This window comes from Streptomyces sp. NPDC089915, from assembly GCF_040684675.1.
Classification (GTDB): Bacteria; Actinomycetota; Actinomycetes; order Streptomycetales; family Streptomycetaceae; genus Streptomyces.
The window spans coordinates 1-15655 of record NZ_JBFBGN010000074.1; the positions used below are offsets into that span (position 1 = coordinate 1).

Consider the following 15655-nt stretch of genomic DNA (forward strand, 5'->3'; position numbering starts at 1 on the left):
GGGGGACGCGGCGGCCTCGGGCTCCTCCTCGTCCGGGAGGCCCAGCAGTTCCGGGATCTCGATGCCGCCCGCGAAGCCCTCGACCTGCGGCCCCCGGCCCGTGGACGGCAGCCGCCACCAGTCGGGTTCGCCGTCGCCGGAGGCGGCGGCGCCGAGTTCGTCGAGGCCCGCCAGGTGCGGCGGCACGTTCCGCGGCTCCGGCGCCGGAGCGGACTTCCCGCCCGGCCGCCGCCGGTTGCCGCGCTGGACCGGTACCGAGACCGGTCCGGCGGCCGGCGCGGCGGGCGCCGGCGCCGACGCGGCGGTGGCCCGGGCCGCCGCGTCCAGGACCTCCTCCGGTGTGCCGAGCCGCTGCAGGACGGCCCGTACCGCCTCCGGCGTCTCCGGCTCGAACCGGGCGCGCCGCCGGTCGATCTCGTCCCGCAGCCCCGACACCAGCCGTATCCGGTCCCCCGACGACAACTGCCGCTGCTGGGCCAAGTCCCCGACCCGGCTCAGGTATTCGTAGACCAGATGGTCGCTCTCGATCCCCACGCCCCAGAAGGTAGCGCGTGCACGCGTGGAGCGGTCGTCGGCGCAACGGATACCGTTGCCCGGATGGGGACCGGCCGACGACCGGCCGACGTGACCAGGAGGCGAGCACCGTGCCCGAGGGAAGTCCGCAGGGAAGCACGACGGGACGTACGCCCGGAAGCACCACCGCAGCCCCTCCGCGCTCCCTCGCCGAGGCGCTCCGCGCCCGCGACGACGCCGCGCTCGCCGCGCTGCTGCACGCCCGCCCCGACCTGCTGAACCCGGTGCCCGGCGACGTCACCCAGCTGGCGACCCGGGCCGGCACCCGGGCCTCGGTGGTGCGCGCCCTGGACCGCCTCGACCGCTTCGCCCTCCAGACGGCCGAGGCCCTCGCGGTGGCCCCGGACCCCTGCCCGTACCCGGTGCTGGAGGAGCTCCTCGCCGGTTCGGGCGGTGAGGACGCGCGGGACGCCGCGGCCCGCGACGCCCTCCCCCGGGCCCTGCGGACGCTGCGCGACCAGGCCCTGGTGTGGGGGGACGACGAGCGGCTGCGCCTGGTGCGCACCGCCCGGGAGCTGCTCGCCCCGTCCGCGCAGCGGCCCTCCCCGACGGGGCTGGGGCCGACCGTCGCGGAGGCCACGGCGGGGATGTCGCCGACCCGGGTGCAGGAGATCGTGGCGGCGGCGGGGCTGCCGGCCACGCACGACCCGGTGTCGGCGGTGGCCGCGCTGACCGGGCTGTTCACCGACCCGGAGCGGATGTCGGCGCTGCTGGACGAGGCGCCGGCGGAGGCGCACCAGGTGCTGGGGCGGCTCGTGTGGGGGCCGCCGTACGGGGAGGTGACCCCGAACCCGGCGCCGCCCGTGCGCTGGCTGCGGGACCGGGGGCTGCTGCTGCCGGCCTCGGCGCGCACCGTCGTACTGCCGCGCGAGGTGGCGCTGCACCTGCGCGGCGGGCTCGCGCACCGGGCGACGGCGCCGGTGGCGCCGCCGGTGGGCGCGCACCGCGAGCACCGTCCACAGCTTGTGGACGCGAACGCGGCCGGGCAGGCGCTGGCCGCGCTGGCCACCGTCGAGGAGCTGGTGAAGTCCTGGGAGCACACCGGTCCGCTGGTGCTGCGGGCGGGCGGGCTGGCCGTGCGCGACCTCAAGCGGGCGGCGGCGGCCCTGGACACCACCGAGCAGGCGGCCGCGTTCTGGATCGAACTCGGCTACGCGGCCGGGCTGCTGGCCAGCGACGGCGAGGCCGACGAGCGGTACGCGCCGACCCCCGCCTTCGACGACTGGTGCGAACTTCCCCCCGCCGAACGCTGGTCGGCGCTGGCCTCGGCCTGGCTGGCCGCCACCCGTACGGCCGGGATGGTCGGCGAGCAGGACGCCAAGGGCCGCACCCTGGCGGCGCTCGGCCCCGAACTGGACCGCTCGCCCGCGCCGGAGGTGCGCCGCCGGGTCCTGGAACTCCTCGCCGCGCTGCCCGAGGGCGGCGCGCCCGACCCGGAGGCGCTGCTGGAGCGGCTCGCGTGGGAGCGGCCGGAGCGCGGGACGAGCGACCTGCGCACCCGGCTCGCGCAGTGGACCCTGCACGACGCGGAGGTGCTGGGCGTCACCGGCCGGGGCGCGCTCAGCGCGTTCGGCCGGGCCCTGCTAGAGGGCCGCGACCCGGCGCCGCTGCTGGCGCCGCAGCTGCCGGAGCCGGTGGACCACGTGCTGCTCCAGGCCGACCTGACGGCGGTGGCGCCGGGCCCGCTGCGCCGGCCGCTGGGCGACGTGCTGGCGGTGCTGGCGGACGTGGAGTCCAAGGGCGGGGCGACGGTGTACCGGTTCACGCCGGGCTCGGTGCGCCGGGCCCTGGACTCCGGGCAGACCGCCTCCGACCTGCACGCCTTCCTCGCCGAGCACAGCCGCACCCCGGTGCCGCAGCCGCTGGCGTACCTGATCGACGACGTGGCCCGGCGGCACGGGCACCTGCGGGTCGGCGCGGCCTCCTCGTACGTGCGCTGCGACGACGACGCCATGCTGGGTGAGATCCTGGCCGACAAGCGCTCGGCGGGCCTGGGGCTGCGCCGGCTCGCGCCGACGGTGCTGGCGGCGCAGGCGGAGCCCGGTGCGCTGCTCGACGGGCTGCGGGCGATGGGCTACGCCCCGGCGGCGGAATCCCGTACGGGCGACGTGCTGGTGGCGCGGGCGGCCGCGTACCGCACCCCGGAGCGCACGGCGCCGGTCCCGGTGCCGGACGGGCCGCCGGTGCCGGACGCGACGCTGCTGGCAGCGGCCGTGCGGGCGGTCCGGGCGGGTGACCTGGCGGCGACGGCGGTCCGCAAGGAGCCGGCCGGGCAGTCGGCCGCGCCGGCGCCGGGCGAGCTGCCCCGCACGAGCGCGGCGGAGACCCTGGCGACGGTGCAGGCGGCGGCGCTGACGGGGTCGGCGGTGTGGATCGGCTACGTCAACGCGGAGGGCGCGGCGAGCCAGCGGGTCATCGCCCCGGTGCGGGTGGAGGGCGGCTTCGTCACCGGCTACGACCACACGGCGGACGAGGTCCGCACGTACGCCCTGCACCGGATCACGGGGGTCGCGGAGCTGGCGGAGGACCAGGTCTAGGGGAAATCGCCTGGCGGGGCGGGGTGCGCGGCCCGCACCCTGGGCCCATGCAGGAAACCGCTCACGCCCCTCAGACCCCGCAGATCCCCGACGCCCCGCATACCCCGGCCGCCCCGGGCACCCCGCGCACCCCGGGCACGCCCGCGCGCCAGATCCGCGCCGCGCACACCGCCGACACCCTGACGGTGTACCAGGCGTACTCCCCCGCCCTCGGCCTCCCGGCGGCCCGCGACGGCCGCTTCCCGCCGGCCTGGAAGCGGGACCGGATGACGTGGATCAAGCCCTCGTTCCTGTGGATGATGTACCGCTGCGGCTGGGCCGCGAAGGAGGGCCAGGAGACCGTGCTGGCCGTGGAGATCAGCCGCGAGGGCTTCGACGGGGCCCTGGCGGAGGCCTGCCTGTCCCATTACGCGCCGCGCGTGCACACGGACCGCGCCGACTGGAAGCGGACCCTGTCCCGCTCCCCGGTCCGCGCCCAGTGGGACCCCGAGCGCGACCCGCACCTGAACCCGCTGCCCCACCGGTCCCTCCAGCTGGGCCTGTCGGGCCCGGCGTCGCGGGCGTACGCCGACGAGTGGACGGTGGCCATCCGCGACGTCACCCCGCTGGTCCGCGAGATCCACGCCCTGCTGCGCGCCGGCGACACCGACGCGGCCCGCGCCCTGCTCCCGCCGGAGACCCCGTACCCGTCGGGCCCGCTGCCCCACCTCGACGCGTAACGGCCCGGCAGGACCCCCACACCTGCGGCGGGATGCGGCAGACTGGAGGTTTGGCCGCCCGCGTCCGGGCGGCCGCCACCCCGCCGGAAAGGGACAGGTGTGAACGGGCCCCTCATCGTCCAGAGCGACAAAACCCTCCTCCTGGAGATCGACCACGAGCTCTCCGGTGCCGCGCGCCGGGCCATCGCCCCCTTCGCCGAGCTGGAGCGGGCGCCCGAGCACATCCACACCTACCGGATCACCCCGCTGGGGCTGTGGAACGCCCGGGCGGCGGGGCACGACGCCGAGCAGGTCGTCGACGCGCTCGTGGAGTTCTCCCGCTATCCCGTCCCGCACGCGCTGCTCGTCGACGTGGCCGAGACGATGGCCCGCTACGGGCGGCTCACCCTCTCCAAGCACCCCGTCCACGGGCTGGTGCTGACCAGCACGGACCGGCCCGTGCTGGAGGAGATCCTGCGGTCGAAGCGGATCACCCCGCTGGTCGGGGCGCGGATCGACGCCGACACGGTGGCCGTGCACCCGTCGGAGCGCGGGCAGATCAAGCAGACGCTGCTGAAGCTGGGCTGGCCGGCCGAGGACCTCGCCGGCTACGTGGACGGCGAGGCGCACCCGATCGAGCTGGAGGAGAACGGCTGGGCGCTGCGGCCCTACCAGGCGCAGGCCGTCGAGGGGTTCTGGCACGGCGGGTCGGGCGTGGTCGTGCTGCCGTGCGGCGCGGGCAAGACGCTGGTCGGGGCCGGGGCGATGGCGAAGGCCAAGGCGACGACGCTGATCCTGGTGACGAACACCGTCTCGGCGCGGCAGTGGAAGCACGAGCTGGTGAAGCGGACCTCGCTGACGGAGGAGGAGATCGGCGAGTACTCGGGGACGCGCAAGGAGATCCGGCCCGTCACGATCGCCACCTACCAGGTCCTCACGACCAAGCGGAAGGGCGTCTACCCGCACCTGGAGCTGTTCGACTCGCGGGACTGGGGGCTGATCCTCTACGACGAGGTGCACCTGCTGCCGGCTCCCGTGTTCAAGTTCACCGCCGATCTCCAGGCCCGCCGCCGGCTCGGGCTGACGGCGACCCTGGTGCGCGAGGACGGCCGGGAGTCGGACGTGTTCTCCCTGATCGGGCCGAAGCGGTTCGACGCGCCGTGGAAGGAGATCGAGGCGCAGGGCTACATCGCGCCCGCCGACTGCGTCGAGGTCCGGGTGAACCTGACCGAGTCGGAGCGGCTGGCGTACGCGACGGCCGAGACCGAGGAGAAGTACCGCTTCTGCGCGACGACCGCGACGAAGCGGAAGGTCACCGAGGCGCTGGTGCGCAAGCACCAGGGGGAGCAGACGCTGGTCATCGGCCAGTACATCGACCAGCTGGACGAGCTGGGCGAGCACCTGGACGCGCCCGTCATCAAGGGCGAGACCTCCAACGCGCAGCGCGAGAAGCTCTTCGACGCCTTCCGCGAGGGCGAGATCAACGTGCTGGTGGTGTCGAAGGTCGCGAACTTCTCCATCGACCTGCCCGAGGCCACCGTCGCCATCCAGGTGTCGGGCACCTTCGGGTCCCGGCAGGAGGAGGCGCAGCGCCTGGGCCGGGTGCTGCGGCCGAAGGCGGACGGGCACGAGGCGCGGTTCTACTCGGTCGTGGCGCGCGACACGATCGACCAGGACTTCGCCGCCCACCGCCAGCGCTTCCTGGCGGAGCAGGGGTACGCGTACCGGATCATGGACGCGGACGAGCTGCTGGCGGGTGACTGACCTGCCCGGACCCGGCCCCGCCGGACCCGGCCCCGTCGGACTCGACCGCGCCCTCCCGCCCCAGGGGTGACCTCGGGGCGGGGATCCGGGCCGTCGTGGCGGGGCCGGGTCCGGCTCCCGCGCCGGCTCCGGCTCCCGCCCCGGGGCGGCGGCGGAGGGCGGCGGCCGCTCTGACCGTGAGCGCGGTGAGCGGCGGGACGGCCCACACCCACAGGTGCCGCCAGTGCAGCAGCGGCGCCCCGCCCGCCGCCGGCGGCAGGTGCGCCCAGAAGTCGGCGGAGGCCTCGGGCAGGACCAGCGCGCCGAGCAGGGCGGTGCCGGTGAGGCCGGCCAGGGCGGTGAGGCCGGCCCGGACCCGGCCGGTGAGCAGCAGGTACGGGATGAACACCGCCGGGGTCAGGGTGATCCCGGCGGCCGTGCCCAGCGCGAAGCCCCTGCCGAGGGCGGCGCGCGGCCGGCCGAGGTCCCACAGGGCCAGGCAGGCCAGGGCCAGGTTGATCTGTCCGGGCAGCGGGCTCTGGAACAGCGGCTCCAGCCACAGCCCCGCGATGGTGGCGGCCACGACGGGGCCCGGCCGGGCCCGTACCCCCGCGAGGCGGCAGGAGAGCAGGACCAGCAGGGCGAGCAGGCCGCCGTTCCCGAGGACGAGGACGGCCTTGAGCACGCCGGCGGGCAGCCAGGACGCGGGGGTGAGGAGGATCGCGGCGAACGGCGGATAGCCGGCGGGGGGATGCCAGTCGGCGGCGCAGAAGCCGCTGAGCCAGGCGTCGGCGGTCGGGACGCGCAGGGCGACGCACAGGACGCCGAGGGTGAGGAGCGCCCCCGTGACCAGCATGCCGGCGAGGGGCGACGGCGAGCGGTCGGAATCGGGGCTGCGGGTCACGCGCGTGACCCTAGTGGATCAGCGAACGGCCTCCGCCGGGATCAGGCCACACGCCCGTGTCCGCAGGTCAGCGACGTATGACGCCCGCGTCCTCGGCGTACTCGCCGAGGACGGCGACGCTCACGACTGCGGCCGCGAAGACCTTCACGGCGCGCAGGGCGTCGCCGACGCGGTGGCGGGGGTGGTCGGAGGTGGTGGCGGTGGCGCCGCTCGGGCGGCCGCCCTGGATCGGAGTGAAGGTTGCGGTGCTCATGTATCCATGGTGCGTTCTCGCCGGGTCCCGCACATCGGCCTGGAGAGCCAACTTCACGGGCCCCGGAGTCCTCCTCACGTCCCATGGCCTCCCCTAGGGCTCTGCCGAAGGTCTGACACCCCGGGGTACGACACCCGTTCGGGGGTACCGGCGGCCCGGGACCTCCGCCGCGTAAATCCATTCGCGCCGGCCCGGCCCGCTGACTACAATCTCCGCTCTTGCCGCCTCCCGCCGCCGTACCGGGGAGAGCCGCCCGCCGGACGGAAACCGGTGGGTTTCTGTTCCGCACCGAAGCCGCTGGAGGCAGTCCCGTGCCCGCGCACGCCCCCGACACCACGCCCGACGACGCCGCCACGCCCGACGAGGCATCGCCCGCGCCCGCCGCCCCGGCCAGCGCAGCCGACGCCGCGGCCGACACCGCGGCCGACACCGCCGGCCTCCTCGGCCGCGAGCGCTCCCACCTGGCCGCCTCCCGGGCCGCCCTGCGCGCGATGCGCGAGGACGTCGAGGCCCTCGACATCCGCGACGTCACCGCGAACTGGGTCAACGCCGCCGTCCTCCAGGCGCAGATCGACGACCGCATCAAGGCCCTGGCCGACCTCGCCCACACCCCCCTGTTCTTCGGCCGCCTCGACTACCTCCACGCCCCGGGCGCCGACCTCGCCGAGGGGGCGGGCGGCGAGCAGTTCTACATCGGCCGCCGCCACGTCCACGACGCCGACGGCGACCCGATGGTGATCGACTGGCGCGCCCCCGTGTCGCAGCCGTTCTACCGCGCCTCCAAGGCCGACCCGCAGGACATCGCCCTGCGCCGCCGCTTCGGGTACACCGGCGGCGACCTCACCGCGTACGAGGACGAGCACCTCTCCGACCCCGCCGAGGCCGCGGCCGTCAGCAAGCTGCTCCAGCAGGAGATCGAGCGCCCCCGCGTCGGCCCGATGCGCGACATCGTCGCGACGATCCAGCCCGAGCAGGACGAGATCGTCCGCTCCGGCCTGTCCGGTTCGGTGTGCGTCCAGGGCGGCCCCGGCACCGGGAAGACGGCCGTCGGCCTGCACCGGGTCGCGTACCTGCTGTACGCGCACCGCGAGCGGCTCGCCCGCACCGGCACGCTCGTCATCGGGCCGAACCGTTCCTTCCTGCACTACATCGAGCAGGTCCTGCCGGCCCTGGGCGAGCTGGAGGTGCAGCAGGCCACCGTCGACGACCTCGTCGCCCGCCCCGGCCTGGAGGTGCGCGGCACCGACGCCGCCGCGACCGCCGTCGTCAAGGGCGACGCCCGGATGGCGGAGGTGCTGCGCCGCGCCGTCCGCTCGCACGTCACCGCGCCCGCCGAGCCGCTGATGGTGGTCCGCGGCTCGCGCCGCTGGCGGGTGCCGGCGTACGAGCTGGAGGAGATCGTCACCGAGCTCCAGAACCGCGACATCCGCTACGGCGCCGCCCGCGACGCGCTGCCGCAGCGGATCGCGCACGCCGTCCTCGTCCGCATGGAGCAGGCGGGCGAGGCGCCGGACGACCGGGTGCAGGACGCGGTGGCCCGCAACGCGGCGGTGAAGGCGGCGGTCAAGGCGGTCTGGCCGCTGATCGAACCGGCGAAGCTGGTGCTGCGGCTGCTGTCGGACGCCGAGTTCCTGGCGGTGCACGCCGAAGGGGTGCTCACGGAGGAGGAGCAGAAGCTGCTGCTGTGGCCGAAGCCGTTCCGGAGCGTGAGGTCGGCGAAGTGGTCGGCGGCGGACCTGGTCCTCATCGACGAGGCCGCGGACCTGGTCGAGCGCACGCATTCGCTCGGACACGTCGTCGTCGACGAGGCGCAGGACCTGTCCCCGATGCAGTACCGGGCGGTGGGCCGCCGCTGCACGACGGGTTCGGCGACGGTCCTGGGCGACCTCGCGCAGGGCACGACGCCGTGGGCCACGCGCAGCTGGGCCGAGGCGCTGGAGCACCTGGGGAAGCCGGAGGCGGTGCTGGAGGAGCTGACGGCGGGCTTCCGCGTGCCGCGCGAGGTGATCGCGTACGCCTCGCGGCTGCTGCCGGAGATCTCGCCGGGGCTGGCGGCGGTGTCGTCGGTGCGTGAGACGCCGGGTTCGCTGACGGTGTCCGCCTCGGCGCCGGAGGAGCTGGTGGCGGACGTGGTCGGCGCGTGCCGGGACTTCCTCGCGTACGAGGGCTCGGTCGGGCTGATCGCGGCCGACGCGCGGATCCCGGTGCTGGCGGAGGCGCTGGGCGCGGCGGGGCTGGCCTACCTGGCGCCCGGCGAGGAGACGACGGCGGAGTCCCGGCTGACGCTGGTTCCGGCGTCGCTGGCCAAGGGCCTGGAGTACGACTACGTCGTGCTGGACGAGCCGGCGGCGGTGGTGGACGGCGAGCCGGACGAACGCACGGGGCTGCGGCGCCTGTACGTCTGCCTCACCCGAGCCGTCTCAGGCCTCACGACCCACCACGCGGCCCCCCTCCCGACGGCCCTGGCGTAGCCCCCGGGCGGGACCTCCTGGCGGGGCTGGATTTCGCGCAGCGAAATTCCAGCCCGCGCAGGGGGCACCTCCCAGCGGTAGCTGGGGGAGTTTGAGCGCACGGGCGCGCAGCGCACGTACGGGGTCCGGGGCGGAGCCCCGGGAAACGGAGAAAGGGCGGGGCGGGGAGAAACCCCTACCCCAGCGCCGCCCGCCACTCCGAGACGGCCGCCGCCGACACCGGCCGGTCCCACCCCGAGGGCCGCGCCGCGCCGCCGATGTGGAAGCCGTCGATCCCCGCGGCCCGCAGCACCGGTACGTGCGACAGCGTCAGCCCGCCCCCGACGAGGATCCGCGGCCCGTACCCCGGCTCCCCCCGCCGCGCGGCCTCCGCCAGCAGGACCGGGAGCCCCTCGGGGACCCCGGCCGCCGAGCCCGCCGTCAGGTACGTGTCCAGCCCGGGCAGGTCGGCCAGCGCCTTGCGCAGACCGTCCCGGTCCGCCGCACGGTCGATGGCCCGGTGGAAGGTCCAGCGGCAGCCGTCCAGCTCCGCCAGGACCGCCTCGACCGCCGCGAGGTCGGGGCCGCCGTCCGGGTGCAGGAACCCGAGGACGAACTCCTCCGCCCCCTCCGCCCGCAGCCCCCGCGCCGCCCGGGCCAGCGCGTCGACGTCACCCGCCGCGAACCCGTCCGTCAGACGGAGCATCACGCGCAGCGGGATGTCGACCGAGGAGCGGATCGCCGCGAAGGTCTCGCGCGACGGGGTGAGCCCGTCGGCGGCCATGTCGGTGACCAGTTCCAGTCGGTCCGCCCCACCCGCCTGGGCGGCGACCGCGTCCTCCGCGTCGAGGGCGATCACCTCCAGGAGCGCACGGTTGCTCATGTGATCCCATCCTTCGGAACATAGGGAAAATAGGTCTAGTCCAATATCCAGGGTACGGGCCCCGGCCCACCCACCACCAGCACCATCACGCCACCCGCACAATGTCCGCATGGACACCCACACGGGCACCGGCACGAACCCCGACGCGAACCCCGACACGCACCCCGGCCCGCACCCCGGCCCGGACACCGACGCCCTGCGCCGCCGCTGGGCGGTCACCGCCGCCGCGGCCGGGGCCGACCGGGACCCCGCCCCCTACGCCGAGCGCCTCCTCACCGCCTGGGCGGAGCCCCAGCGCCGGTACCACACCACCGCCCACCTGGCCGACGTCCTCGCACGCGTCGACGTCCTCGCCCCGCACGCCGCCGACCCCACCGCCGTCGAGCTGGCCGCCTGGTTCCACGACGCCGTCTACCGCCCCGACCGCTCCGAGAACGAGGAGCGCAGCGCCGCCCTCGCCGAGCGCGCCCTCCCCGAGCTCGGCGTCGACGCCGCCCGCACCGCCGAGGTCGCCCGCCTGGTCCGGCTCACCGTCACCCACGACCCCGCCCCCGGCGACACCAACGGCGAGGCCCTCTGCGACGCCGACCTAGCCGTCCTGGCAGGCCGCCCCGAAGACGCCGACCACCCCGGCCTCCCCGACCACCCCGGCGCCTACGCCGCCTACACCGCCGCCGTCCGCGCCGAGTACGCCTTCGTCCCGGACGAGGCCTTCCGCACCGGCCGCGCCGCCGTCCTGCGCCAGCTCCTCGCCCTCCCCCGGCTCTTCCGCACCCCGTACGGCGCCGCCCACTGGGAGGCCCCCGCCCGCCGCAACCTCGCCGCCGAACTCGACACCCTGACGAGCTGACCCGACACCCTGACCTGACACACCCCACGCGCCGCCGGGAATGCGCCCCGCTTCATTCCGGTTCGTGAGGAACATGCCCGCAGCCTCAGCGAACGCCCCGTCCCGCATGCCCGTCGCCGTGTACGTCCTCGGCCTGTCCGTCTTCGCACTCGGCACCAGCGAGTTCATGCTGTCCGGGCTCCTGCCGCCCATCGCCGAGGACATGGACGTCTCCATCCCGCAGGCGGGCCTGCTCATATCCGCCTTCGCGATCGGCATGGTCATCGGGGCGCCGCTGCTGGCCGTCGCCACCCTGCGCCTCCCGCGCCGCACCACCCTCATCACGCTCATCAGCCTCTTCGGCCTCGGCCAGGTCGCGGGCGCGCTCGCCCCCTCCTACGGGTTCCTCTTCGCCTCCCGCGTCGTCTCCGCCTTCGCCTGCGCCGGGTTCTGGGCCGTCGGCGCGGCCGTCGCCATCGCCATGGTCGGCAAGGACCAGCGCGCCCGCGCCATGTCCGTCATGATCGGCGGCCTCTCCATCGCCAACGTCCTCGGCGTCCCCGCCGGCGCCTTCCTCGGCGAGCAGCTCGGCTGGCGCTCCGCGTTCTGGTCCGTCGGCGCCGCCTCCGCCATCGCCCTCGCCGGCATCCTGGCGCTCATCCCGAAGATCCCGCTCCCCGCCGAGAAGCCCCGCCTGCGCCGCGAGCTCCGCATCTACGCGGACCGCCAGGTCTGGCTGGCCGTCGCCGTCACCGCGCTCGCCGCGGGCGGCGTGTTCTGCGCCTTCAGCTACCTGTCGCCGCTGCTCACGGACGTGGCCGGACTGGACTCGGGCTGGGTGCCGTGGGTCCTCGCCCTCTTCGGCGTCGGCGCGCTGGTCGGCACCACCGTCGGCGGCCGGATCGCCGACGGCCGCCTCTTCACGGTGATGATCTGGGGCATCACCGCCTCCACCGTCTTCCTCACGGCCCTCGCCCTGCTGGCCTCGGCCCAGGTGGCGGCCGTCGCCCTGTCCTTCCTGCTCGGCGTCTCGGCGTTCTTCACCGCCCCGGCGCTCAACGCCCGCATGTTCAACGTCGCCGGCGCCGCCCCCACCCTCGCCGGAGCCACCACCACCGCCGCGTTCAACCTCGGCAACACCGGCGGCCCCTGGCTCGGCGGCACGGTCATCGACGCGGGCCACGGCTACACCGCCACCGCCTGGGCGGGCGCGGCCATGACCGTCACCGCGATCGCCCTGACCCTGATCGCCCTCCGCATCGACCGCCGCACGGGGGCGGTCGCGACCCGCCTGGTGACCCGCTCGGACGCCGCACCGGCCCAGACCGAAACGGAACCGGCGGGCCGGTAGCGGGGGGCTGCGCGGGCTGGTCCCCTACCCGCCCTTCCACCGTTCCCCGGGGCGAGCCCCGGACCCCGTTGCGCTCAATCGCCGCGCGGGCTGGATGCGGCACCCGGCACCCCGCTACGCCGCCGGCCGCCCCTTCGGCCGCCGCAGCCCCGCGTCCGTCAGGCGGCGGACCAGTTCCTTGCTGCCTATCTCCACCGCCCCCGCCCCCACCGCGTCCGCGTAGCGGTGGGACGGGACGTCGTAGTGGTCGCGTTCGAAGGCGCGCGGCGGGCAGCCGATGGCCGCCGCGAAGGCGTGCAGCTCCTCGTACGAGACGTCGCTGACCATGTGCGACCACAGGCGGCCGTGCCCCGGCCACACCGGGGGGTCGATGTACACCGTCACCGGCGGCTCACCGGCCCGGGTGGAAGACGGGGCCGAGACCGCCCACCGCCGCCACTTTCACTCCGGCCTCCGAGCACACCCAGTGCGGATCGGGGCCCAGCTCCGGCTCCACGTCCAGCGCGTGCGGCTCCCCGTGTTCGCACACGGGGCACAGCGGCCAGCGCCCGTACTTCTCCAGCAGGGCGTCCTTCACGTCCTGCGCGACGAGTCCGGCGAGGTAGTCGACGCCCTCCGGCCACTGCTCCACCCACCACCGGCGGTGCGTGACCGAGTCCTCGACGAGGGAGACGACATCGGCATCGGCGACCTCACCCGCGGCGAGATCGGCGAGAACCAGAGCACGGGCGACATGAAGCGCCTGTTCCAGGGGGGTCGCGTGGTCCATGGGCTCATTTTGACCCCTCCCCGCCCGAAAAGGGGAGGGGATGCCCCCCGCACCCGGCCCGGCGCACCGCCCCCCGGCCCCCGCCGGTGCCACCATGGCTCGCACCGGAAAGCCCCCGAGCCGCCACCGCACCACCCCCGCGCCCGCCCCCGAGCCGCCACCGCACCACCCCCGCGCCCGCCCCCGAGCCCCGCCCGCAGGAGCCCGCCATGACCGCGTACGCCGACCTCCGCGCCCAGCTCGACGCCCTCACCACCGAGGCCTTCCGCCCCGAGCTGGCGGAGATCGACCGGCTCCCCACCCTGGAGATCGCCCGGCTGATGAACGCCGAGGACGCCACCGTCCCGGCCGCCGTCGCCGCCCGGCTGGAGCAGATCGCCGCCGCCGTCGACGCCATCGCCGAACGGATGGCCCGCGGCGGCCGCCTCCTCTACGCCGGCGCCGGCACCGCCGGCCGGCTCGGCGTCCTCGACGCCAGCGAGTGCCCACCCACCTTCAACACCGACCCCTCCCAGGTCATCGGCCTGATCGCGGGCGGCCCCGGCGCCATGGTCAAGGCCGTCGAGGGCGCCGAGGACTCCCCGGAACTGGCCGCCGAGGACCTCGCCGCCCTCGCCCTGACCGCCGACGACACCGTCGTCGGCGTCTCCGCCTCCGGCCGCACCCCGTACGCGATCGGCGCCGTCGAGTTCGCCCGCACCCGCGGCGCGCTCACCGTCGGACTGTCCTGCAACGCCGGATCCGCCCTCGCCGCGGCCGCCGAGCACGGCATCGAGGTGGTCGTCGGCCCCGAGCTGCTCACCGGATCCACCCGGCTCAAGGCCGGCACCGCGCAGAAGCTCGTCCTGAACCTGATCTCGACGGTCACGATGATCCGCCTCGGCAAGACGTACGGGAACCTCATGGTCGACGTGCGCGCCACCAACGAGAAGCTGCGCGCCCGCTCCCGCCGCATCGTCGCCCTGGCCACCGGCGCGCCCGACGCGGAGATCGAGGCCGCGCTCACCGCCACCGGCGGCGAGGTCAAGAACGCCGTCCTCGTCCTCCTCGGCGGGGTGGACGGCCCCACCGCCGCCCGCCTGCTGACCGCCGCCCACGGCCACCTGCGCGAGGCGCTCGCCGCCGCCGCCCGCTGATCCCCCGGCCCGCCCCCCACAGCAAGGCGACCCCACATGTCCCCTGACAAGAACCGCGCCACCGCCGCCGCGATCCTGCCCCTGGTCGGCGGCCCGGACAACATCGGCTCCGTCGCGCACTGCATGACCCGCCTGCGGATCGGCCTGCACGACCGCTCCCTCGTCGACGACACCGCCCTGCGGGGCGTCCCCGGCGTCCTCGGCGTGGTGGAGGACGGCGCCACCTGCCAGATCGTGCTCGGGCCGGGCGCCGTCGCCCGCGTCACCCCCGAGTTCGAGGCCCTCGTCGCCGAAGCCCGTACGGCGCCGGCCGTCACCGCGGAGGCGCTGGCCGCCCGGGGCGCGGCCCTCAAGGACGCCCGCAAGGCCCGCAACGCCACCCCGTTCAAACTGTTCCTGCGCCGGATCGCGAACGTCTTCGTCCCGCTGATCCCCGCCCTCATCGGCTGCGGGATCATCGCCGGCCTGGGCGGGCTCCTCGCCAACCTCGGCTGGGTCCCCGCCCTGGTCCCGGCGCTGGCCGCGATCGGCTCCGGGTTCATGGCCCTGATCGCCGTGTTCGTCGGCCACAACACCGCCAAGGAGTTCGGCGGTACGCCCGTCCTCGGCGGGGCGGTCGCCGCGGTGATCGTCTTCCCCGGCGTCGCGAAGGTCGACGCCTTCGGGCAGCACCTCGCCCCCGGCCAGGGCGGCGTCCTCGGCGCCCTCGCCGCCGCCCTCCTCGCCGTCCGCGTGGAGCGCTGGTGCCGGCGCCGGGTCCCCGAGGCCCTCGACGTCCTGGTCACCCCGACCCTCACCGTCCTCGTCCCCGGCCTGGTCACCCTGTACGGGCTGATGTTCGTCGCCGGGGCCGTCTCCGCCGGCATCGGCACCTTCGCCGACCGGCTCCTCGCCACCGGCGGCGCCGTCGCCGGGATGGTCCTGGGCGGCCTGTTCCTCCCCCTGGTGATGCTCGGCCTGCACCAGGCCCTGATCCCCATCCACACCACCCTCATCGAGCAGAACGGCTACACCGTCCTCCTCCCGATCCTCGCGATGGCGGGCGCCGGCCAGGTCGGGGCGGCCCTGGCCGTCTACTGCCGCCTCCCCCGCAACGGCTCGCTGCGCGCCACCATCCGCTCCGCCCTCCCGGCCGGCCTCCTGGGCGTCGGCGAGCCGCTGATCTACGGGGTCTCGCTGCCGCTGGGCCGCCCGTTCGTCACCGCCTGCGTCGGCGGCGCGGCGGGCGGAGCGTTCATCGGCCTGTTCAACCAGCTGGGCGTCGCCTTCGGCTCCACCGCCATCGGCCCCTCGGGCTGGGCCCTGTTCCCGCTGCTGGAGGGCACCGAGGGGATGGCCACGACCCTGGCCGTCTACGCGGGCGGCCTGCTCACGGGCTATGTGACGGGGTTCCTGGCCACGTACTTCTTCGGCTTCACCCGGCAGATGCTGACGGACCTCAACACAGGAGCCGTCACACAACAGCCACCGGCCCCCGGCACCGGGGCGGCGCAGGAACCGGCTCTCGCCTGAACCCGCCCCGCCCCACC

General features: G+C 75.7%; 13 protein-coding genes and 1 pseudogene. 8 read left to right on the forward strand and 6 right to left on the reverse strand.

Translation table 11 applies throughout. The features are described from left to right. A pseudogene (locus AB0O29_RS21735) lies at positions 1-534 on the reverse strand (hypothetical protein); the annotation flags it as partial. A gap of 110 nt (positions 535-644) precedes the next feature. On the opposite strand from AB0O29_RS21735, the gene AB0O29_RS21740 reads away from it, so the two are divergent. The 3 genes from AB0O29_RS21740 (at position 645) to AB0O29_RS21750 (ending at position 5572) form a co-directional block, all read left to right on the forward strand. Then, a complete protein-coding gene (locus AB0O29_RS21740) occupies positions 645-3110 on the forward strand; it encodes a helicase C-terminal domain-containing protein (RefSeq protein WP_365153715.1) in 2466 nt (821 codons plus the stop codon). A 47-nt stretch (positions 3111-3157) separates the two neighbouring features. Beyond that, the gene (locus AB0O29_RS21745; RefSeq protein ID WP_365153717.1) at positions 3158-3829 is read left to right on the forward strand and encodes a DUF4291 domain-containing protein; all 672 of its coding nucleotides are present in this window, start codon (positions 3158-3160) and stop codon (positions 3827-3829) included. A gap of 99 nt (positions 3830-3928) precedes the next feature. Beyond that, a complete protein-coding gene (locus AB0O29_RS21750) occupies positions 3929-5572 on the forward strand; it encodes a DNA repair helicase XPB (RefSeq protein ID WP_365153719.1) in 1644 nt (547 codons plus the stop codon). On the opposite strand, the gene AB0O29_RS21755 is transcribed toward AB0O29_RS21750, so the two are convergent. Then, positions 5538-6455 (reverse strand): glycosyltransferase family 87 protein, encoded by a 918-nt coding sequence (locus AB0O29_RS21755; protein ID WP_365153721.1) that lies wholly within the window; start codon positions 6453-6455, stop codon positions 5538-5540. The two genes, AB0O29_RS21750 and AB0O29_RS21755, sit on opposite strands and share 35 nt — an antisense overlap. A 67-nt stretch (positions 6456-6522) precedes the next feature. Then, a complete protein-coding gene (locus AB0O29_RS21760) occupies positions 6523-6708 on the reverse strand; it encodes a hypothetical protein (protein ID WP_365153722.1) in 186 nt (61 codons plus the stop codon). 491 nt (positions 6709-7199) lie between these two features. On the opposite strand from AB0O29_RS21760, the gene AB0O29_RS21765 reads away from it, so the two are divergent. Beyond that, positions 7200-9179, forward strand: coding sequence for an AAA family ATPase (locus tag AB0O29_RS21765; RefSeq protein WP_365153769.1), 1980 nt, complete (start codon positions 7200-7202; stop codon positions 9177-9179). 175 nt (positions 9180-9354) lie between these two features. On the opposite strand, the gene AB0O29_RS21770 is transcribed toward AB0O29_RS21765, so the two are convergent. Next, positions 9355-10041: a copper homeostasis protein CutC gene (locus AB0O29_RS21770; protein WP_365153724.1), complete on the reverse strand. Its 687-nt coding sequence runs from the start codon at positions 10039-10041 to the stop codon at positions 9355-9357. 109 nt (positions 10042-10150) lie between these two features. On the opposite strand from AB0O29_RS21770, the gene AB0O29_RS21775 reads away from it, so the two are divergent. Both AB0O29_RS21775 and AB0O29_RS21780 read left to right on the forward strand, forming a co-directional pair. Beyond that, entirely contained in the window at positions 10151-10891 is a 741-nt protein-coding gene (locus AB0O29_RS21775; RefSeq protein ID WP_365153726.1) for a hypothetical protein, read from the forward strand. Positions 10892-10997: 106 nt separating this feature from the next. Then, a complete protein-coding gene (locus AB0O29_RS21780; RefSeq protein ID WP_365153771.1) occupies positions 10998-12221 on the forward strand; it encodes a Cmx/CmrA family chloramphenicol efflux MFS transporter in 1224 nt (407 codons plus the stop codon). 114 nt (positions 12222-12335) lie between these two features. On the opposite strand, the gene AB0O29_RS21785 is transcribed toward AB0O29_RS21780, so the two are convergent. Then, entirely contained in the window at positions 12336-12605 is a 270-nt protein-coding gene (locus AB0O29_RS21785) for a DUF4031 domain-containing protein (protein WP_365153728.1), read from the reverse strand. Positions 12606-12612: 7 nt separating this feature from the next. Next, positions 12613-12990, reverse strand: coding sequence for a hypothetical protein (locus AB0O29_RS21790; protein WP_365153730.1), 378 nt, complete (start codon positions 12988-12990; stop codon positions 12613-12615). Positions 12991-13199: 209 nt separating this feature from the next. On the opposite strand from AB0O29_RS21790, the gene murQ reads away from it, so the two are divergent. Further along, positions 13200-14126, forward strand: a complete 927-nt coding sequence (gene murQ, locus AB0O29_RS21795) for an N-acetylmuramic acid 6-phosphate etherase (RefSeq protein WP_365153732.1) — start codon at positions 13200-13202, stop codon at positions 14124-14126. A 36-nt stretch (positions 14127-14162) separates the two neighbouring features. Then, complete coding sequence (locus AB0O29_RS21800) at positions 14163-15638, forward strand: PTS transporter subunit EIIC (RefSeq protein ID WP_365153734.1); 1476 nt, start codon at positions 14163-14165, stop codon at positions 15636-15638. Positions 15639-15655 lie beyond the last annotated feature (17 nt).